This window comes from Saccharopolyspora sp. NPDC003752, from assembly GCF_053605825.1.
Genome location: NZ_JBSGJZ010000021.1, coordinates 1 through 20,590 on the forward strand (window position 1 = coordinate 1; position 20,590 = coordinate 20,590).

Annotated in this window: 17 protein-coding genes; all 17 read left to right on the forward strand. The window is 69.9% G+C overall.

What is annotated here, in order from left to right; genetic code table 11:
• Positions 1-418: 418 nt before the first annotated feature.
• The 17 genes from ACWEV3_RS25190 (at position 419) to ACWEV3_RS25270 (ending at position 20,555) form a co-directional block, all read left to right on the forward strand.
• A complete protein-coding gene (locus ACWEV3_RS25190) occupies positions 419-1,717 on the forward strand; it encodes a geranylgeranyl reductase family protein (protein WP_452616286.1) in 1,299 nt (432 codons plus the stop codon).
• A 113-nt stretch (positions 1,718-1,830) separates the two neighbouring features.
• Positions 1,831-2,241 carry an NADH-quinone oxidoreductase subunit A gene (locus tag ACWEV3_RS25195; protein ID WP_044577159.1) on the forward strand — a complete coding sequence of 137 codons (411 nt, stop codon included), beginning with the start codon at positions 1,831-1,833 and terminating at the stop codon, positions 2,239-2,241.
• A gap of 70 nt (positions 2,242-2,311) precedes the next feature.
• Positions 2,312-2,986 (forward strand): NuoB/complex I 20 kDa subunit family protein, encoded by a 675-nt coding sequence (locus ACWEV3_RS25200; RefSeq protein WP_452616287.1) that lies wholly within the window; start codon positions 2,312-2,314, stop codon positions 2,984-2,986.
• Positions 2,987-2,992: 6 nt separating this feature from the next.
• Positions 2,993-3,706: an NADH-quinone oxidoreductase subunit C gene (locus ACWEV3_RS25205; protein WP_452616288.1), complete on the forward strand. Its 714-nt coding sequence runs from the start codon at positions 2,993-2,995 to the stop codon at positions 3,704-3,706.
• Positions 3,707-3,812: 106 nt separating this feature from the next.
• Positions 3,813-5,168, forward strand: a complete 1,356-nt coding sequence (locus ACWEV3_RS25210; protein WP_452616289.1) for an NADH-quinone oxidoreductase subunit D — start codon at positions 3,813-3,815, stop codon at positions 5,166-5,168.
• Positions 5,165-5,923: an NADH-quinone oxidoreductase subunit NuoE gene (nuoE, locus tag ACWEV3_RS25215; protein ID WP_452616290.1), complete on the forward strand. Its 759-nt coding sequence runs from the start codon at positions 5,165-5,167 to the stop codon at positions 5,921-5,923. Before ACWEV3_RS25210 ends, nuoE begins: the two co-directional genes overlap by 4 nt.
• Positions 5,924-5,931: 8 nt before the next feature.
• Complete coding sequence (gene nuoF / locus ACWEV3_RS25220; RefSeq protein ID WP_452616291.1) at positions 5,932-7,233, forward strand: NADH-quinone oxidoreductase subunit NuoF; 1,302 nt, start codon at positions 5,932-5,934, stop codon at positions 7,231-7,233.
• Complete coding sequence (locus ACWEV3_RS25225; protein ID WP_452616292.1) at positions 7,230-9,752, forward strand: NADH-quinone oxidoreductase subunit G; 2,523 nt, start codon at positions 7,230-7,232, stop codon at positions 9,750-9,752. Before nuoF ends, ACWEV3_RS25225 begins: the two co-directional genes overlap by 4 nt.
• Positions 9,749-11,062, forward strand: coding sequence for an NADH-quinone oxidoreductase subunit NuoH (nuoH, locus tag ACWEV3_RS25230; protein WP_452616293.1), 1,314 nt, complete (start codon positions 9,749-9,751; stop codon positions 11,060-11,062). Before ACWEV3_RS25225 ends, nuoH begins: the two co-directional genes overlap by 4 nt.
• Entirely contained in the window at positions 11,049-11,615 is a 567-nt protein-coding gene (nuoI, locus tag ACWEV3_RS25235) for an NADH-quinone oxidoreductase subunit NuoI (protein WP_452616294.1), read from the forward strand. The genes nuoH and nuoI overlap by 14 nt, the downstream gene beginning before the upstream one ends.
• Entirely contained in the window at positions 11,612-12,553 is a 942-nt protein-coding gene (locus ACWEV3_RS25240; RefSeq protein ID WP_452616295.1) for an NADH-quinone oxidoreductase subunit J, read from the forward strand. Before nuoI ends, ACWEV3_RS25240 begins: the two co-directional genes overlap by 4 nt.
• A complete protein-coding gene (nuoK, locus tag ACWEV3_RS25245) occupies positions 12,550-12,849 on the forward strand; it encodes an NADH-quinone oxidoreductase subunit NuoK (RefSeq protein WP_093155324.1) in 300 nt (99 codons plus the stop codon). Before ACWEV3_RS25240 ends, nuoK begins: the two co-directional genes overlap by 4 nt.
• 38 nt (positions 12,850-12,887) lie before the next feature.
• On the forward strand, positions 12,888-14,888 hold the full coding sequence (gene nuoL, locus ACWEV3_RS25250) for an NADH-quinone oxidoreductase subunit L (RefSeq protein WP_452616296.1): 2,001 nt from the start codon (positions 12,888-12,890) through the stop codon (positions 14,886-14,888).
• A gap of 91 nt (positions 14,889-14,979) precedes the next feature.
• Positions 14,980-16,557, forward strand: coding sequence for an NADH-quinone oxidoreductase subunit M (locus tag ACWEV3_RS25255; RefSeq protein ID WP_452616297.1), 1,578 nt, complete (start codon positions 14,980-14,982; stop codon positions 16,555-16,557).
• Between the two features lie 50 nt (positions 16,558-16,607).
• Positions 16,608-18,140, forward strand: coding sequence for an NADH-quinone oxidoreductase subunit NuoN (gene nuoN / locus ACWEV3_RS25260; RefSeq protein WP_452616379.1), 1,533 nt, complete (start codon positions 16,608-16,610; stop codon positions 18,138-18,140).
• 46 nt (positions 18,141-18,186) lie between these two features.
• Positions 18,187-19,218 (forward strand): polyprenyl synthetase family protein, encoded by a 1,032-nt coding sequence (locus ACWEV3_RS25265; protein WP_452616298.1) that lies wholly within the window; start codon positions 18,187-18,189, stop codon positions 19,216-19,218.
• Between the two features lie 311 nt (positions 19,219-19,529).
• Positions 19,530-20,555 (forward strand): sunset domain-containing protein, encoded by a 1,026-nt coding sequence (locus ACWEV3_RS25270; RefSeq protein WP_452616299.1) that lies wholly within the window; start codon positions 19,530-19,532, stop codon positions 20,553-20,555.
• The last annotated feature ends 35 nt before the right edge of the window (positions 20,556-20,590 follow it).

Sequence of the window (20,590 nt, forward strand, 5' to 3'; positions counted from 1 at the left end):
GGGTGTGGGAGAGTAAGACACCGCCGACACTTTATGTGGGAAGGGTCCCTTCTTTTCCGGTTTACCGGAAAAGAAGGGACCCTTTTCTGTTCCCGTGCAGTTCACGCGAACCGTTAAAAAGTGCCTGTTCTGGGAAAAATCACTCGCCCGCGCCCGAGGTGGCAACGCGAGTGCCGCCGCGGGCTCCTCGGGTGCGCCGGCCGCGCCCTGGGCAGGCGCGCGGAGGTCACCTGGTCGGCCTACTCCGGGCGCCCTAACTGGGGTGATGCTCACTCGGGTGGCGTAGTTCGAGGGCTCGATCGCGAGGTTCGTCCGGCTTAGACTCGGGAGTTAGTGAACTCGTTCACAAGCGGGTTCCCGGGGCGGTCCACCGGGACGAGCGGGCCGCGCCGCGCATTGCACCGGATCAAGGAGTGTCATGACCAGCGCCACCAGCCGCCGCCGACCGGACGAGGACGCCGAGGTGATCGTCGTCGGAGCAGGACCGGCCGGATCGACGGCTGCGACGTACCTGGCCCGCGCCGGCCTGGACGTCCTGCTTCTCGAGAAGAGCGTGTTCCCGCGGGAGAAGGTCTGCGGCGACGGCATCACCCCGAGGGGCGTCAAGCAGCTCATCGACCTGGGCATCGACACCCGGGAGGAAGCGGGCTGGCTGCACAACCGGGGTCTGCGGGTCGTCGGCGGCGGCGTGCGGATGGAACTGGACTGGCCGAGCCTGGCCGCCTTCCCGCCCTACGGCGTGGTCCGCCCCCGCAACGACTTCGACGACCTGCTCGCCCGCAACGCCCAGCGCGCCGGAGCCCGGCTGCTGCAGCAGACCACGGTGACCGGCGCGATCACCGACGAGCGGACGGGCCGGGTCGTCGGCGTCGAGGCGAAGGCCGGCCCGGACCGGACCCCGGTCACCTACCGCGCGCCGTTGGTACTGGCCTGCGACGGGGTTTCGGCCCGGTTGGCGCTGTCGGCGGGCATCGAGAAGCGCGACGACCGGCCGATGGGCGTCGCGGTGCGCCGGTACTACACGAGCCCGCGCAGCAAGGACGACTACCTGGAGTCGCACCTGGAACTGTGGGACCGCTCGAACCCGGACGAGCCGAAGCTGCTGCCGGGCTACGGCTGGATCTTCGGGATGGGTGACGGCACCGTCAACGTGGGACTCGGGATCCTGTCGACCTCCAAGGCCTACGGCAAGACGGACTACCGCCAGCTGATGCGTTCCTGGTTGGACGGAACCCCGGAGGAGTGGGGTTTCCGGGAGGAGAACGCCACCGGCCGGATCGGCGGGGCGGCGCTTCCGATGGGCTTCAACCGGACGCCGCACTACCGGAACGGGCTGCTGCTGGTCGGTGACGCCGGCGGGATGGTCAACCCGTTCAACGGCGAAGGCATCGCCTATGCGATGGAATCTGCCGCGCTGGCAGCGGAATGCGTGGTGCACGCCCTCGCCCGGCCGGCCGGTTTCTCGCGGGAGCAGGCGCTGCGGCGGTACCCGACGGTGGTGCAGCAGGCGCTCGGCGGCTACTTCCGGATGGGCAACATCTTCAGCAAGTTGATTGGCAATCCCACCGTCATGAAGGTGGCCACCAAGCATGGTCTACCGAGGGCGACGCTGATGCGTTTCGTGTTGAAGCTGTTGGCAAATCTGTACGACGAGAAGGGCGGCGACGCCATGGATCGTGTGATCAGCACCACTACTCGGCTGACCCCTAGCGCTTGAGCGCGCGAGTCTGGTCAGATGTCCCGAGCAGTGTGCCGGACGTCTCAAAGTTAGGTTCGCCTCACTACGGAGTCGATACGGTCGACCGCATAGAGTGCGCACCGAAGCCGTAGATGTGTTCTGCGTCTCGGCGGGGGCCGCCGAAGGAGGGCAGCGGAGTGCTCGATCCCTACGTCCCGCTGGTGTTGTTGTTCGCACTGGCGCTCGCGTTCGCGGTGTTTTCCGTCGCGATCGCGCCGCTCGTCGGTCCCCGCCGTTACAACAAGGCGAAGCTCGACGCCTACGAGTGCGGCATCGAGCCGTCGCCGCAGCCGGTCATCGGTGGCGGCCGGATGCCGGTCGCCTACTACCTGACCGCGATGTTGTTCATCCTGTTCGACATCGAGATGGTCTTCCTCTACCCGTTCGCGGTCTCCGCCGACGCCCTGGGCCTGTTCGGCGTGGTCGAGATCGTGCTCTTCATCGCCACCGTCGGTTTCGCCTACGTCTACGTGTGGCGCCGCGGCGGCCTCGACTGGAACTAGCACCGCCAAGCAAGACGACCGCACGACTCTCAAAGGACTAGCCGCAGCGACGCGGGAAGGAGTGCCGGAGATGGGGCTCGAAGAGCAGCTGCCCAACGGCATCCTGTTGGCCAACGTGGAAAAGCTCGTCAACTGGACGCGGAAGACGTCGATGTGGCCGGCGACGTTCGGGCTGGCCTGCTGCGCGATCGAGATGATGACCGTCGGCGGTTCCCGCTACGACATCGCGCGCTTCGGCATGGAGCGGTTCTCCGCGACCCCCCGGCAGGCCGACCTGATGATCGTCGCGGGCCGGGTGACCAACAAGATGGCGCCGGTGCTGCGGCAGATCTACGACCAGATGCCGGAACCGCGCTGGGTGCTGGCGATGGGCGTGTGCGCCTCCAGCGGCGGCATGTTCAACAACTACGCGGTCGTGCAGGGCGTGGACCACGTGGTGCCGGTGGACATGTACCTGCCGGGATGCCCGCCGCGGCCGGAGATGCTGCTGGACGCGATCCTCAAGCTGCACGCCAAGATCATGGACGAGCCGATCAACGCGAAGCGGGCGCAGCTGAAGCTGGAGAGCGGCGAGCGCACCCCGATGATCCCGTCCTCCGAGCGGTACGCGCCGAAGAACTGGGCGCAGCGGCGCCGGGCCGAGCGGCAGCAGGCCAAGCAGCGCCAGGAGTTGGGTTCCGATCCGTCGTTGGGGGCGCTGGACGCAGCGCCGAAGCGCCCCCGCGAGCTCAAAGCGGGCAGGTGAGTTCGGTTGGCAGACAATGAATCCCAGTCCTCGGCGATGGAGCCGGCCCGGCAGGGTTCCGCGCCGGTCTCCGGTCGCGCCCGGCAGGGCATGTTCGGGGTTCGCGGCACCGGCGACACCTCCGGCTACGGCGGCCTGCGGCTGCCGGCCTACGTACCGCCCGCCGCGGAGCGCCCGTTCGGCGGCTGGTTCGACGAGTTCGCCGACAACTTCTTCGCGGCGCTGAACGAGCAGGGCCTGCCCGCGGACACCGTGCAGCAGGTGACCGTCGATCGCGGCGAGATCACCTTCTACGTGCAGCGGGACCACCTGCTGGAGGTCTGTCGGACGCTGCGGGACGATCCGGCGCTGCGCTTCGAGCTGTGCAGCTCGGTGTCCGGTGTGGACTACGGGCCGGACGTGCCGCAGCGGCTGCACTCGGTGTACCACCTGACGTCGATGACCTACCGGCGCCGGATCAGGTTGGAAGTCGCGCTGGAGATCGACGACCCGCACGTTCCTTCCGTCGTGCCGGTGTACCCGACCGCCGACTTCCAGGAGCGCGAGACCTGGGACATGTTCGGCATCGTCTACGACGGACATCCGGCGCTGACCCGGATCCTGATGCCGGACGACTGGGACGGCCACCCGCAGCGCAAGGACTACCCGCTCGGTGGGATCCCGGTGGAGTACAAAGGCGCCGAGATCCCACCGCCGGACCAGCGCAGGGCGTACTCGTGATGGCCGGGCGGCGGGGGTTTTCCGCAATTTCAATGGAAATCGAAGCTCCGATTTCCATTGAAATTGCGGTCCGAGGACCGCAGCACACCGCGGAGAGGTGCTGGAGATGACTACCGAACCACTGGCCGACACCGGCCTCGGCGACCCGCACGCCCACCCGGGCGAGGCGGAGTCGCGGGAGACCACCGAGGGCCGGGTCTACACCGTCACCGGCGGCGACTGGGACGAGTTCATCGACGAGACGGCCGGCGAGGAGCGGGTCGTCATCAACCTCGGCCCGCAGCACCCGTCGACCCACGGCGTGCTGCGGCTGGTGCTGGAGCTAGAGGGCGAGACGGTCACCAAGGCCCGTTCGGTGATCGGCTACCTGCACACCGGCATCGAGAAGAACACCGAGTACCGCACCTGGACGCAGGGCGTCACGTTCGTGACGCGGATGGACTACCTGGCGCCGCTGCACAACGAGGCCGCTTACTGCATGGCGGTGGAGAAGCTGCTGGGCATCGAGGCGCCGCGGCGGGCGCAGGTGTTCCGGGTGCTGCTGATGGAGCTCAACCGGATCTCCTCGCACCTGGTGTTCCTGGCCACCGGCGCGATGGAGCTGGGCGCGACCACCGGCATGACCTACGGCTTCCGCGAGCGCGAAGAGGTCCTGCACCTGCTGGAGTACCTGACCGGCCTGCGCATGAACCACGCGTTCATCCGGCCCGGCGGCGTCGCCCAGGACCTCCCGGTGGACTACCGGGAGAAGATCCTGAACTTCGTTCAGGTGATGGACAAGCGGCTGCCGGACTACGACAAGCTGTTCACCGGCCAGCCGATCTGGAAGCAGCGCCTGAAGGACGTCGGGTACCTGCCGCTGGACGGCTGCCTGCAGCTCGGCGTCACCGGCCCGCTGCTGCGCTCCGCCGGGCTCGCCTGGGACCTGCGCAAGATCCAGCCGTACTGCGGCTACGAGGAGTACGACTTCGAGGTGCCCACCAGCACCGACGCCGACTGCTACGCCCGGTACCTGCTGCGGCTGGAGGAGATCCACCAGTCGCTGAAGATCATCCGGCAGTGCGTGGACAAGTTCGAGCCCGGCCCGCACATGGTGGAGGACGCGAAGATCGCCTGGCCGTCGAAGCTGAGCATCGGCCCGGACGGCATGGGCAACTCGCTGGAGCACGTCCGCAAGATCATGGGTCAGTCGATGGAGTCGCTGATCCACCACTTCAAGCTGGTGACCGAGGGCTTCGACGTGCCGCCGGGCCAGGTGTACGTGCCGATCGAGTCGCCGCGCGGCGAGCTCGGCTACCACGTGGTCTCCGACGGCGGCACCCGGCCGATGCGGGTGCACGTGCGGGAACCCAGCTTCGTGAACCTGCAGGCGATGCCCGCGATGTGCGAAGGCGGACTGGTGGCCGACGTGATCGCGGCGGTCGCCTCCATCGACCCGGTGATGGGCGGGGTGGATCGATGACCGAGCAGTTCGAGTTCACCACGACGGAAGAGGCGGTTCACGAAACCGCTGACACGTCGGTGTTCGGCGAGGACGTGCGGGCCGACGCGAAGCAGATCATCGCGCGCTACCCGGAGTCCCGGTCGGCGCTGCTGCCGATGCTGCACCTGGTGCAGTCGGTGCAGGGGCACGTCAGCGCCGCGGGAATCCAGTTCTGCGCGGAGCAGCTGGCACTGTCCACTGCGGAGGTCAGCGCCGTCGCGACGTTCTACACCATGTACAAGCGCAAGCCCTGCGGCCAGCACCTGGTGAGCATCTGCACCAACACCATGTGCGCGGCGCTCGGCGGCGACGAGATCTACCGGAAGGTCGGCGAGCACCTCGGCGTCGGGCACGACGAAACCGCCGGCACGCCGGGCGAAGAGGGCTCGATCACCCTGGAGCACGCCGAGTGCCTCGCCGCGTGCGACCTGGGCCCGGTGCTGCAGGTCAACTACGAGTACTTCGACAACCAGACGCCGGAGCAGGCGCTGGAGCTCGTGAAGGCCCTGCAGCGCGGGGAGAAGCCGGCGCCGACGCGCGGTCCCGCGCTCTCCGACTTCCGCGGTGCGGAGCGCCAGCTGGCGGGCTTCTTCGACGACCTCGAGTCCACCGTGGCCGGGCCGTCGGCGGCGGTCGAGACGATGCGCGGCGCGCAGCTGGCCAACGAGCGCGGCTGGACCGCGCCGAGCATGCCCGACGACGCGGAACTCCCGCCGCTGCCGGAGAAGAAGTGAGGGTGGCCATGACCGAACCCAGCACCAGCCCGGTGACCCCGGTACTGACGAAGCGGTGGCTGTCGCCGACCTCCTGGACGCTGCGCACCTACGAGCAGCTGGAGGGCTACACCGCGCTGCGCAAGGCCCTGAAGGCGCACCCCGACCAGCTGATCGAGGTGGTCAAGGGCGCCGGGCTGCGCGGCCGCGGCGGCGCCGGGTTCCCGGCCGGGGTCAAGTGGAGCTTCATGCCCAAGGACCCGGTCAAGCCGCACTACCTCGTCATCAACGCCGACGAGGGCGAGCCGGGCACCTGCAAGGACATCCCGCTGATGATGGCCGACCCGCACTCGCTGATCGAGGGCTGCATCATCGCCAGCTACGCGATGCGCGCCAACCACTGCATGATCTACGTGCGCGGCGAGGCGCTGCACCCGATCCGGCGGCTGAACAACGCGGTCCGCGAGGCCTACCAGGCCGGGTACCTCGGCAAGAACATCCTGGACTCGGGCTTCGACCTGGACATCGTGGTGCACGCCGGCGCGGGCGCCTACATCTGCGGCGAGGAGACCGCGCTGCTCGACTCGCTGGAGGGCAAGCGCGGGCAGCCGCGGCTGAAGCCGCCGTTCCCGGCCGCCGCCGGGCTCTACGCCTGCCCGACCACGGTGAACAACGTCGAGACGATCGCCTCGGTGCCCTTCATCGTCAACGGCGGCGCCGAGTGGTTCCGCAAGATGGGCACCGAGAAGTCGCCCGGCCCGAAGATCTACTCGATCTCCGGGCACGTCGAGCGGCCTGGCCAGTACGAGGCTCCGCTGGGCACCACGCTCCGCGAGCTGCTGGAGCTGGCGGGCGGCATGAAGGACGGCATCCCGCTGAAGTTCTGGACGCCGGGCGGCTCGTCGACGCCGATGTTCACCGCTGAGCACCTGGACGTGCCGCTGGACTTCGAGGGCGCCGCCGAGGCGGGGTCGATGCTGGGGACCACCGCGGTGATGGTGTTCAACGAGACGGTTTCGGTGCCGTGGGCCGTGATGAAGTGGACCCAGTTCTACGAGCACGAGTCCTGCGGCAAGTGCACGCCGTGCCGGGAGGGCACCTACTGGCTGGCGCAGGTGCTGGAGCGGATGGTCGACGGGCACGGCACCGAGGAGGACATCGAAACCCTCCTGGACGTGTGCGACAACATCTTCGGCCGCTCGTTCTGCGCCCTCGGCGACGGCGCGGTCAGCCCGATCGTCAGCGGCATCAAGTACTTCCGCGAGGAGTTCCTCGCGCTGTGTGAGAAGAACAAGACCGGCGAGCCCGCACTGGCAGGAGCGGCCCGATGACCGTGGCACCAGAAGCAGAAACCCGTCCGGTACCGGAGGGTTACGTCCGCCTGACCATCGATGGCATCGAGGTCGTGGCGCCCAAGGGCGAGCTGCTGATCCGGACCGCGGAGCGGATGGGCATCACCATCCCGCGGTTCTGCGACCACCCGCTGCTCGACCCGGCCGGGGCCTGCCGCCAGTGCCTGGTCGAGGTCGAGATGGGCGGGCGGCCGATGCCGAAGCCGCAGGCGTCCTGCACGATGACCGTCGCCGACGGCATGGTGGTCAAGACGCAGCAGACCTCGCCGGTGGCGGACAAGGCGCAGCAGGGCGTGATGGAGCTGCTGCTGATCAACCACCCGCTGGACTGCCCGATCTGCGACAAGGGCGGCGAGTGCCCGCTGCAGAACCAGGCGTTGAAGCACGGCCGGGCGGAGTCCCGCTTCCACGACACCAAGCGGACCTTCGCCAAGCCGGTGCCGATCTCCTCGCAGGTGCTGCTGGACCGGGAGCGCTGCGTGCTCTGCCAGCGCTGCACCCGGTTCTCCAAGCAGGTGGCGGGCGATCCGTTCATCGAGCTGCTGGAGCGCGGGGCGCTGCAGCAGATCGGCATCGGCGAGCAGCAGCCGTTCCAGAGCTACTTCTCCGGCAACACCATCCAGATCTGCCCGGTCGGGGCGCTGACCAGCGCGGCCTACCGGTTCCGGTCCCGGCCGTTCGACCTGGTGTCGACGCCCGGCCAGTGCGAGCACTGCGCGTCCGGCTGCGAGATCCGCAACGACTGGCGGCGCGGCAAGGTGATGCGGCGGCTGGCGGGCGACGACCCGGAGGTCAACGAGGAGTGGATCTGCGACAAGGGCCGCTTCGCCTTCCGCTACGCCACCGCCAACGACCGGATCACCCGGCCGCTGATCCGGGAGAACGGCGAGCTGCGGCCCGCTTCCTGGACCGAGGCGCTGCAGGCGGCCGCGAAGGGGCTCGCCGAGGCGCGTGACGCCGAAGGTGTCGGGGTGCTGCCCGGCGGGCGGCTGACGGTCGAGGACGCCTACGCCTACGCGAAGTTCGCGCGGATCGCGTTGCGCACCAACGACATCGACTACCGGGCCCGGCCGCACTCCGACGAGGAGCTGCGGTTCCTGGAGTCCACTGTGGTCGGCACCAGCCCGGGCAACGGCGTCACCTACCGGGACCTGGAATCCGCGCCCGCGGTGCTGTGCGTGGCGTTCGAGCCGGAAGAGGAATCGCCGATCGTCTTCCTGCGGCTGCGCAAGGCGGCCCGCAAGCGCGGCACCAAGGTGTTCCACGTGGCGCCGTGGGTCTCGCCGGGCGTGGAGAAGACGACGGTCATCGTGCACGACGGCGGGCCGGTGCGCACCGGGGCGCTGGTGCCGTGCGTGCCCGGCGGCGAAGCCGCGGCGCTGCGCGAGCTCCCGTCCGATGTGGACGAGGCGCTGCGGCAGCCCGGCGCGGTACTCCTCGTCGGCGAGCGCGCCGCGGAGGTACCCGGGCTGTACTCGGAGATCCTGCGCACCGCGCAGCGGACCGGGGTGAGCGTCGCATGGATCCCCCGCCGCGCCGGTGAGCGCGGCGCGATCGAAGTCGGTGTCCTGCCGACGCTGCTGCCGGGCGGACGCCCGGTGGCCGACGCCGAAGCCCGCGCCGAGCTGGAGCGGCACTGGGGCCTGGCCCCGGCCGCCCTGCCCGCCCGCGCCGGCCGCGACGTCACCGGAATCCTCGCCGCGGCGGCCGCCGGGGACCTGTCCGGGCTGGTCGTCGGCGGCGTCGACCCCAACGACCTGCCCGACCCGGCGCTCGCCGAGAAAGCGCTGCGCCGGGCGGGCTTCGTGGTCAGCCTGGAGCTGCGGCCGAGCGCGGTCACCGAGCACGCCGACGTCGTGCTGCCCATCGCGCCGAGCACCGAGAAGGCCGGCAGCTACCTGAACTGGGAAGGCCGCCACCGCGAGTTCCGCACCACCATCGAAGGCACCGGCGCGCTGCCGGACTGCCGGGTGCTGGACACCCTCGCGGTGGAGATGGACGTGGACCTGTTCACGCAGACCCCGGCCGCCGCGCTCGCCGAGCTCGAACGCGTCGGGCCGCACCTCGGCGCGGGGCTGCCCGCACCGGACGAGCCGCCCGCGGCGGCGCCGAGCCCCGGCGCGGGGCAGGCGGTGCTGGCGACCTGGCGGCAGCTGCTGGACAACGGATCGATGCAGTCCGACGAGCCGAACCTGGCCGGCACCGCGCGGCGCACCGTCGCGGTGCTCTCGCCGGGCACCGCGCAGCGGATCGGGCTCGGCGCCGGGCAGCGCATCGAGATCAGCACCGCCAAGGGCGCGATAGTGCTCGCGGCGGAGCTCGCCGAAATGCCCGACGACGTGGTGTGGCTGCCCGCCGACTCCGGTGCCTCGAAGGTGCACCGGACGCTGGGCGTCGGCCACGGCGCGGTCGTCGACATCGCCGCCACCACGGCGATGTCTCCCGCCGCCGGAAACGGCCACGGCGGCACGACCCACCTCGACGGGGGGAGAGCATGACCAGAACCGCGGAACTGCTCGCCGACGATCCGCTCTGGCTGATCCTGCTGAAGGTCCTCGTGATCTTCGTCTTCCTGGTCGTCATGACGCTGTTGACGATCTGGGCGGAGCGCCGGGTGATCGGGCGGATGCAGCACCGGCCCGGCCCCAACCGGGCGGGCCCGTTCGGGATCCTGCAATCGCTGGCGGACGGCCTGAAGCTGGCCTTCAAGGAAGACATCCGGCCGGTGCTGGCCGACAAGTGGGTGTACTTCCTGGCCCCGGTGATCTCCGCGACGCCCGCGCTGGTGTCGTTCTCGGTGATCCCGATCGGCCCCGAGGTCACCATCTTCGGCGAGCCCACCGCGTTGCAGCTGGTGGACCTGCCGGTCGGCCTGCTGGTCGTGCTGGCCTGCGCCTCCATCGGCGTCTACGGCATCGTGCTGGCCGGCTGGGCCTCCGGCTCGCCGTACCCGCTGCTGGGCTCGCTGCGCTCGGCGGCGCAGGTGATCTCCTACGAGATCGCGATGGGCCTGTCGTTCGTCGCGGTGATCATGTACGCGGGCACGCTGTCCACCTCGGGCATCGTCGAGGCGCAGAAGGACGGCTGGTTCTTCCTGCTGCTGCCGTTCAGCTTCGTCGTGTACGTGGTGTCGATGGTCGGCGAGACCAACCGCGCCCCGTTCGACCTGCCGGAGGCGGAGTCGGAGCTGGTCGGCGGGTTCCACACCGAGTACTCGTCGCTGAAGTTCGCGCTGTTCTTCCTGGCCGAGTACATCAACATGGTCACCGTCTCGGCGCTGGCGACCACGCTGTTCCTCGGCGGCTGGCACGCGCCGTGGCCGCTGTCGCTGATCGGCGACGGGGTGCTCAACACCGGCTGGTGGCCGGCGCTGTGGTTCCTCGGCAAGACGGTGGCGTTCCTGTTCTTCTTCATCTGGCTGCGCGGCACGCTGCCCCGGCTGCGCTACGACCAGTTCATGAACCTGGGCTGGAAGTTCCTGGTCCCGCTCAGCCTGCTGTGGATCATCGCGGTCACCGTGATCCGGGCGCTGCGCAACGAGGAAGCGGTCAGCTCGCAGCAGTTCCTCATCGGCGGCGGCATCGTGATCGCGATCCTGCTGGCGGCGACGTTCCTGATCCCGGACCGCAAACCGGCCAAGGACGCCGACGAGATCCCGCTGGCCGGCAGCGGATACCCCGTTCCGCCGCTGGACCTGCAAGTCCCCGAGACCCCGCCGCGCCGCACCCCGGTGCACAGCGGTGCCGACCGCACTGCGGGCGAGGTCGCGGGTCCGGAAGGCGAGGAGGCGCCTCATGGGAATGTTTGATCCGATCAAGGGCTTCGGCGTCACCTTCTCGACCATGTTCAAGAAGGTCGTCACCGAGGAGTACCCCGAGGTCAAGAAGATCCCGGCGCCCCGGTTCCACGGCCGCCACCAGCTCAACCGGCACCCGGACGGGCTGGAGAAGTGCGTCGGCTGCGAGCTGTGCGCGTGGGCGTGCCCGGCCGACGCGATCTTCGTGGAGGGCGGCGACAACACCGACGAGGCCAGGTACTCGCCCGGTGAGCGCTACGGCAAGGACTACCAGATCAACTACCTGCGCTGCATCGGCTGCGGGTTGTGCATCGAGGCCTGCCCGACGCGCGCGCTGACGATGACCAACGAGTACGAGACCGCCGACGACAACCGCCAGGACCTGATCTACACCAAGGCGGACATGCTGGCGCCGCTGCTGCCAGGCATGGAGCAGCCGCCGCACCCGATGCGGCTCGGCAACGACGAGCAGGACTACTACGTGCGCGGGCCGGAACTGGCCCAGCAGCGAGGGGTCCCGGCGGAGCAGACGGTCGAGTCCGGGCACGAGGAGGCCGGGAGATGACCATTGAAGCGGTGCAGTTCCTCGCCCAGGCGCCCAGCGGCGTGGTGGGCACCGGTGAGACGGTGGCCTTCTGGGTGCTCGGACCGCTGGCGCTGGTCGGCGCGCTGGGCATGGTGTTCGCCCGCAACGCGGTGCACTCCGCGCTGTGGCTGGTGCTGACGATGCTGTGCCTGGGCGTGCTCTACATGGCGCAGAGCGCACCGTTCCTCGGGTTCACGCAGATCATCGTCTACACCGGCGCGATCATGATGCTGTTCCTGTTCGTGCTGATGATGGTCGGCCGCGACTCGTCCGACTCGGTGGTCGAGGTCCTGCGCGGGCAGCGGTTGTGGGCCGGGATCGGCGGCATCGGCCTGGCGGCCCTGCTGGTGTCCGGCCTGGCGCGGGCGCTGGCCGAGGTGACGCCCGCCGCGCCGCTGAACCCCTGGACGCCGACCGGCGGCGGCGCCGGCGGCCTCGGCCGGTTGATCTTCACCGACTACCTGTTCCCGTTCGAGCTGACCTCGGCGCTGCTGATCACCGCTGCGGTGGGCGCGATGGTGCTGGCCTACGGCGGCAAGGGCCGCGGCCCGCGGCTGAGCCAGAAGGAGCGGGCCGAAGCCCGGTTCCGCGGCTCCCGCCCGTCGCCGCTGCCCGGGCCCGGCGTGTACGCGACGGCCAACTCGGTCGCCGTCCCGGCGCTGCTGCCCGACGGCTCGGTGGCGCCGGAGTCGCTGTCCGAGCTGCTGGAGAACCTGCCCGCGGACCGGCTCGGCGACGAGCGGCGCGCGGTCGCAGGCCAGGAGCCGGCGCCCGACCCGCACGCGTTGACCGGCGGGCACCACGAGGAGACGCCCCCGGTGCCCGAGCAGAAGCCGCCGCAGACCAACGGGAACGGGGCCCACCACAACAACGGCCACGAGTCCGAGCACGTCTCCTCCGAGGAGGTCCGGCAGTGACCCCCACCTACTACCTGCTGCTGTCGGCGTTGCTGTTCACCATCGGCGCCGTCGGAGTGCTGGTGCGGCGCAACGCGATCGTGGTGTTCATGTGCATCGAGCTGATGCTCAACGCGGTCAACCTGACGCTGGTGACCTTCGCGCGCATCGAGGGTTCGGTGCACGGGCAGGTCATGGCCTTCTTCGTGATGGTCGTCGCCGCGGCCGAGGTGGTGGTCGGCCTGGCCATCATCATGTCGATCTTCCGGACGCGTCGCTCGGCCTCGGTCGATGACGCAAACCTGCTGAAGTACTGAGAGGGCGCGTGGTGACGGCAAATACGATTACCGCGGCGATGAATTCCGGGGCCTTCCTGACCGGGACCAACCCGGACGTGGTCAGCGCGGCCGGCGCGATCCAGCAGAACGCCTGGCTGCTGGTCGGGTTCCCGGCGCTGGGCGCGCTGATCCTGCTCGTCGCCGGGCGCCGGGCGAACGGCTGGGGCCACATCCTCGGCTGCGCCACCGTGATCGCGTCGTTCGCGTACGGGTTGCTGCTGTTCAGCTCCATCGCCGGGATGCCGGAGAGCGGCCAGGTGCGGGAACTGCACATGTTCTCGTGGATCCCGGTGAACGCGCTGCAGGTCGACTTCGGGCTCCGGATCGACCCGCTGTCGATGGTGTTCGTGCTGCTGATCACCGGCGTCGGCTCGCTGATCCACGTCTACTCGATCGGCTACATGTCGCACGACCAGGAAGGCCGCACCGGGCGGGACAACACCGAACGCCGCCGGTTCTTCGCCTACCTCAACCTGTTCGTCGCGGCGATGCTGGTCCTGGTGCTGGGCAACAGCTTCGTGACCCTGTACCTCGGCTGGGAGGGCGTCGGTCTCGCGTCGTACCTGCTGATCGGCTTCTGGCAGGGCCGGCCGTCGGCGGCCGCGGCGGCGACCAAGGCGTTCGTGATGAACCGCGTCGGCGACATCGGGCTGGCGCTGGCGATCTTCCTGCTGTTCGCCAACCTCGGCACCACGCAGTACACCGAGGTCTTCGCCCGCGCCGGTGAGCTCACGCCGGGCGTGCTGCTGGCCATCACGCTGTTGCTGCTGCTGGGCGCCTGCGGCAAGTCCGGCCAGGTGCCGCTGCAGGCGTGGTTGCCGGACGCCATGGAGGGCCCGACCCCGGTGTCCGCGCTCATCCACGCGGCGACGATGGTCACCGCGGGCGTGTACCTGATCGCGCGGTCCAACCCGCTGTTCACGCTCTCGCCCGGCGGGCAGCTGGCCGTCACCATCGTCGGTGCGGTGACGCTGCTGGTCGGCTGCATCATCGGCTGCGCCTACGACGACATCAAGAAGGTCCTGGCGTACTCCACGGTCAGCCAGATCGGCTACATGATGCTGGCCGTCGGGCTCGGGCCGGCCGGGTACGCGCTGGGCATCATGCACCTGCTCACCCACGGCTTCTTCAAGGCCGGGCTGTTCCTCGGCGCCGGTTCGGTGATGCACGGCATGAACGACGAGGTCGACATGCGCAAGTTCGGCGGCCTCTACCGGTTCATGCCGATCACCTTCGCCACCTTCGGGCTCGGCTACCTGGCGCTGATCGGCTTCCCGTTCCTGTCCGGGTACTACTCGAAGGACGCGATCATCGAGGCGGCGTTCGGCCAGGAGGGCTGGCGCGGCTGGGTGTTCGGCGGCGCGGCGATGCTGGGCGCGGCGATCACCGCGTTCTACATGACCCGCCTGGTGCTGATGACGTTCTTCGGCGAGAAGCGCTGGGAGAACCTGAAGGCGAGCAATGGCAAGGACTTCCACCCGCACGAGTCGCCCGCGGTGATGACCGCGCCGATGATCGTGCTGGCCATCGGTTCGGTCGCGGCGGGCATGTTCCTCGCCGGCGGCGACCGGCTGGTCGGGTTCCTGGCGCCGTCGCTGGGCGAGCTGCACGAGGCCGAGCACACCGCGATCCCGCACGCGCTGATCCCGGTGCTGACCGTCGCGCTGTCCGCACTGGGCGCGCTGATCGCCTGGCTGGTGGTCGGGCGCAAGCCGGTGCCGGTGGAGCGCCCGGAGCGGGTTTCGCCGATCGTCCGCGCGGCGCGCGCGGACCTGGGCGGCAACGCGCTGAACAACGCGCTGGCGGTGCGGCCGACGTTCGGCCTGGCGCGCGGACTGGTCACCGTGGACCGCAAGGGCGTCGACGGCGCGGTCAACGGCATCGCCGGATTCCTCGGCTTCAGCTCCGGCCGCCTGCGCCGGCTGCAGACCGGTTTCGTCCGGTCCTACGCCCTGTCCATGCTCTTCGGCGGAATCCTGGTGATCGCCGCCCTGATGGCAGTGGGGATCCCGACATGACGACCTGGCTGCGCCCCGGACCGCGGTTTCAATTGAAACTGCACGTCCACTGTGGACTCGGTTGGCCGAGTGAGCTCCGGGAGGAGATCCGATGACCCTGCTCCTCGCACTGATCCTGCTGCCGATCGCCGGGTCGGTGGTGGTGGCGCTGCTGCGCGGCAACGCGCCGGTGGCCAAGTGGACCGCGCTCGGGTTCTCCCTGGTGGAGCTGGTGATCGCGCTCGCCGCGTGGGCCGCCTACGACCCGGCGGGTCCGCGGCTGCAGCTCACCAGCTCGGTGGAGTGGATCCCGGCGTTCGACATCCGGCTCTCGTTCGGCGTGGACGGCATCGCGCTGGTGATGATCGCGGTGATCGCGCTGCTCACCCCGCTGGTGCTCGGCTACAGCTGGGGCGAGCGGCTGCCCGCCGGACGCACCCACGGCGGCTTCTTCTCGCTGCTGCTGCTGGAGCAGGCCCTGACGGTGGCGGTGTTCGCCGCGACCGACCTGTTCCTGTTCTACGTGCTCTTCGAGATCATGCTGATCCCGATGTACTTCCTCATCGGCGGCTACGGCGGCGAGAAGCGCACCTACGCCGCGGTGAAGTTCTTCCTGTACTCCTTCCTCGGCGGCCTGATCATGCTGGCCTCGGCGATCGGCGCGTACGTCTACAGCGCAGAGGTCACCGGCACCGGCACCTTCGACTGGGCGACGCTGGTGCCGGTGCTCTCCGAAGCGCCGACCAGCGTGCAGGTGTGGCTGTTCCTCGGGTTCTTCACCGCGTTCGCCATCAAGGCCCCGCTGATCCCGTTCCACACCTGGCTGCCGGACGCGGCGCAGCAGGCGCCGATCGGCGTGGCGGTGATCGTCGTCGGCGTGCTCGACAAGGTCGGCACCTTCGGCTTCCTGCGCTACAGCCTGCCGCTCACGCCGGAGGCGTCGAAGCTGCTCGCCCCGCTGGTGCTGGTGCTCGCGGTGATCGGCGTGCTCTACGGCTCGCTGCAGGCCTTCGGCCAGACCGACCTCAAGCGCTTCATCGCCTACGTGTCGATCGCGCACTTCGGCTTCATCGCGCTGGGCATCTTCGCGTTCACCTCGCAGGCGCAGGTGGGCGCGGTGTCGTACATGATCAACCACAGCATCGCGACCGGCATGCTGATCCTGGTGATCGGCATGGTGATCGCGCGCGGCGGCTCCACCCGGATCGCCGACTACGGCGGCATGGCGAAGGTCGCGCCGCTGCTGGCCGGCACGCTGCTGATCGCCGGGCTGAGCACCCTGTCGCTGCCGGGCACGAACTCGTTCATCAGCGAATTCCTCGTGCTGGTCGGCGCGTTCCAGACGCAGCCGGTCTACACGGTGCTCGCCACCATCGGCATGGTGCTGGCCGCCGTTTACGTGCTCTGGCTCTACCAGCGGACGATGCAGGGCCCGGTGCGCGGCGACGCGCTGCTGGGCACCGCCGGCGGCCCGGGCGCGGTGACCGACCCGAACAAGCCGGGCGCGCACCGGCTGCGGGTGGCCGACCTCGGCGCCCGCGAGATCGCGGTGCTGACCCCGCTGATCGTGCTGGTGCTCGCGTTGGGCTTCTACCCGAAGCCGGTGTTGGACGTGATCAACCCGTCGGTCGCGGCAACCATGAGCGAGGTCGGCGTCACCGACCCCGTGACCTCGCAGGGAGGTAACTGACAGTGGGTGCTTTGACGCAGGGGCCGGCTGCCTTCGCGCAGCTCCCGCCCGTGGAGATCCCGCCGATCGACTACGCGGCCATCGCGCCGGTCCTGGTGATCCTCGGCGCGGCCTGCCTGGCGATCCTCGTCGAGGCGTTCCTGCCGCGGCACCAGCGCTGGTCGGTCCAGGTCGGGCTGAGCCTGGTGGCGATCGTCGTCGCCGGGGTCGCGCTGGCGGTGTACGCCCGTTCCGGCAGCACAGGCGTGACCACGCTGTCCGACACCCTCGCGATCGACCCGCCCACGCTGTTCCTCTGGGGCACGCTCCTCGCGCTCGGCCTGGGCGCGATCCTGCTGATCGCGGACCGCTCGGTGGAGCCGGGCGGCGCGTTCGTCTCCGAGTCGCGGGCGACCGACGGGCCGGGCGCGATGACCCGCGCGGCCGCCGGTGTCGCGGGGATGCGCACCGAGGTCTTCCCGCTCGCCCTGTTCTCGCTCGGCGGGATGATGGTGTTCTGCGCGGCGAACGACCTGCTGACGATGTTCATCGCGCTCGAGGTGCTGAGCCTGCCGCTGTACCTGATGTGCGGGCTGGCCAAGCGCCGCCGGCTGCTGTCGCAGGAGTCGGCGGTCAAGTACTTCCTGCTCGGCGCGTTCGCCTCGGCGTTCTTCCTGTACGGCCTGGCCCTGCTCTACGGGTACGCGGGTTCGGTGAAGCTGCAGGCGATCGCGGACGCCACCGCCGGTTCGGACCGCTCGGACACGCTGCTGTTCGCCGGGCTCGGCCTGCTGCTGGTGGGCCTGCTGTTCAAGGCCTCGGTCGGCCCGTTCCACACCTGGACACCGGACGTCTACCAGGGCGCCCCGACCGCGGTCACCGGCTTCATGGCCGCCTGCACCAAGGTCGCCGCGTTCGGCGGGATCCTGCGGGTGCTGCAAGTCGCGTTCCAGGCCTCCAGCTGGGAGTGGCGCGGCGTGCTGTGGGCCGTCGCGATCGCCTCGATGGTCATCGGCGTGGTGCTCGGCCTGACGCAGCGCGACATCAAGCGAATGATCGCCTACTCGTCCGTCGCGCACGCCGGGTTCATGCTGATCGGCTCGCTGGCGCTGACCGGTCGCGGCCTGTCCGCCACGCTGTTCTACCTGCTGGCCTACGGGTTCACGACGATCGCCGTGTTCGGGGTGATCAGCCTGGTGCGGCGCGCCGATGGTGAGGCAACTCACCTTTCGGACTGGGCGGGGCTGGCGAAGCGTTCTCCGCTGGTCGCAGGGGTGTTCACGTTCCTGTTGTTCGCCCTCGCCGGCATCCCGCTGACTAGCGGTTTCGTCGGGAAGTTCGTGGTGTTCGAGGCGGCGCTGGCCGACGGCATGGCACCGCTGGTGGTGGTGGCCCTGGTGGCCAGTGCGGTTGCCGCCTTCTTCTACCTTCGTGTCATCGTGCTGATGTACTTCAGCGAACCCGCCGAGGACGGCCCCACCGTCAGCGTGCCGGGTGCGTTCACGACAGCGGCGATCACGCTCGGTGTGGTCGTCACGCTGTTGCTGGGCGTGCTGCCGACTTTGGCGCTGGACTGGGCGAACGTCGGCGGCTTCGTGTCGTAGAGTGCTCGCCCGTAGGGCGAACCGGGGGAGCGAAGGCGACGGTGACGTGAGCAAGTCAGCGGGTGACCCGATCAACGACCTGTCCGCGGGTGGATTGGGCGGGTTCGTCGACATCGCCGACGAGGCGTTGGCCGACTCGGTGCGGCAGGGTATGGACCGGGTGGAGCGGCTCCTGCGCGAATCCGTGCGAAGCGACCTCGAGTTCGCCACCCGCACCTCGCTGCACCTGGTGGACGCGGGCGGCAAGCGGTTCCGGCCGCTGTTCACGCTGCTGGCCGCGCAGTTCGGCAACCCCGCCGCGGACGAGGTGATCAAGTCCGCCGCGGTGATCGAGATGATCCACCTCGCCACGCTCTACCACGACGACGTGATGGACGAGGCGACCATGCGGCGCGGCGCGACCAGCGCCAACGCCCGCTGGGACAACTCGGTGGCGATCCTGACCGGTGACTTCCTGTTCGCCCAGGCGTCCCGGCTGATCGCCGATCTGGGCGGCGCCGCGGTCCGGGAGATGGCGGGCACCTTCGAGGCGCTGGTCACCGGTCAGATGCGGGAGACCGTCGGGGTCGGCGAGGACGAGGACGCGGTCGAGTTCTACCTGAAGGTGATCTTCGAGAAGACCGGATCGCTGATCGCCACCGCCGGGCGGTTCGGCGCCTGGTTCTCCGGCGCGGACGAGGCGACGATCGACGCCCTGGAGCGGATCGGCCGGATCATCGGCACCGGTTTCCAGATCTCCGACGACATCATCGACATCGCCTCGCCGGCCAAGGAATCGGGCAAGACCCCGGGCACCGACCTCCGCGAGGGCGTCCGGACGCTGCCGATGCTGTACGCGCTGGCGGACGCGGACACCTCCCCTCGGCTGCGCGACCTGCTGGCCCGACCGCTGAGCGAGGACGCCGAGGTCGACGAGGCGCTGGAGCTGCTGCGCGGGTCCAGCGGGCTCGCGCGGACCCGCGCCACCCTGGACGAGTACGCCGACGACGCCCGCAAGGAACTCGCGTCGCTGCCCGACGTCCCGGCCCGCGAAGCGCTGTCGATGCTGGTCGACTACGTGGTGGCGCGCACCCGCTGATCGTCGGCTGAACCTGTTTCCAGGCTTGTTCTGCGCGGCGGGCGGCCCCTGAGGGAGTTGCTGCGGCCTTCTCGCTGTGCAACCACGCCGGGGCTGTCCTCGCCGGGAGGACCCCGCGGCGGTGCGAGTTGCTTGGGTGGGCCAAGCGGCTGCGCCGCTTCGAAGAAGAAGCACACGTGCCCGGAAAGTTGTGCAAGCACCACCCGCGTGTGTCACGAGCCGGGCAAGCTGGTCCGCGGCCGGGGTGCCGCGTGATAGGTATCCCCGGAGAACTGGCGGCGCTGCTGGAGCCCTGAGGAGGGACATCTCTCGTGATCACCTGGCTGTTCACCCAGGTGTGGCTGTGGAGCCTCGCCGCGTTCGCACTGGGTGCGCTGATCACCTGGCTGCTCTTCGTCCGCCCGCTGCGCAGGCAACTGGCCGAACTCAGCGCCGGCTACCCGGAGGGCGAGTACCTGTACGAGCAGGACGAGCCGGCCGTCGCCGAAGCCCCGCTGGACCTGCTGCGACCCGCGCCGCCGCGCTGGGAGCGGCCGGACGACCCCGAGGTCGGCGACTGGGGCCGGGCCCCGCGCGCCTGGGTGGCGCCGGAGAAGGCCGATCCCGAGCGGTCCGACTCGGACAGCGATTGGTTCCGCCAGTGGGACGAACGCGTGAACGGGGTCGACCAGGCCGACGCCGCCGTGACCGCGGTGCAGCCGCGAGTGCCATCGGCGGCTGAGGCCCCGAAGCCCGAGTTCCCGAAGTCCGAGGAGCCGGATGCGGACGAGCCGACGGAGTCGGTGAAGCCGGTGCAGCCGCCCGCGGAAGCGCCGGTGGAACCGCCGGCCGCGGAGCGGAAGGCGGAGGAGCCCGCGACCGACATCTCGGCGTGGCCGGAGGCCGAGCCCGAGGAGTCGCGGATCTCCGGGCGGCTCGAAGACGCGGACGACGCGACGGAGTCGCGGTTGTCCGGGCAGTTGCGGTCGCTGTTCGAGAACGTGGAGCCGCGCAGCGGCGCAGCGGCCGAGACTCCGTACGTGCCACCGGTCGGAGCGGATGCGACGCAGGTGATCCCGAAGGTCGCAGACCGAGGGCCGGAGAGCGCGGACAGCGCGGAGGGGGCGGCGGAGCCGCCGCCGCTGCCGCGGCGGACGCCCGGCGCCGGGCCGCGGCCCGGGCGGGAGGGCGGCTCGGGACCGATGATCAAGGGGCACTCCGCGTCGAGGCAGTACCACAGCCCCGAATCGCCGGCCTACGACAAGATCGTCGCCGACGTGTGGTTCCGCACCCCGGCCGACGCGGAGATCGCCGGTTTCCAGCCCTGGAACGGCCAGCGCACCACGGGAAGCTCGTGAGCGTTTTGGACCGCCATGGCGCTCCAAAACGCTCA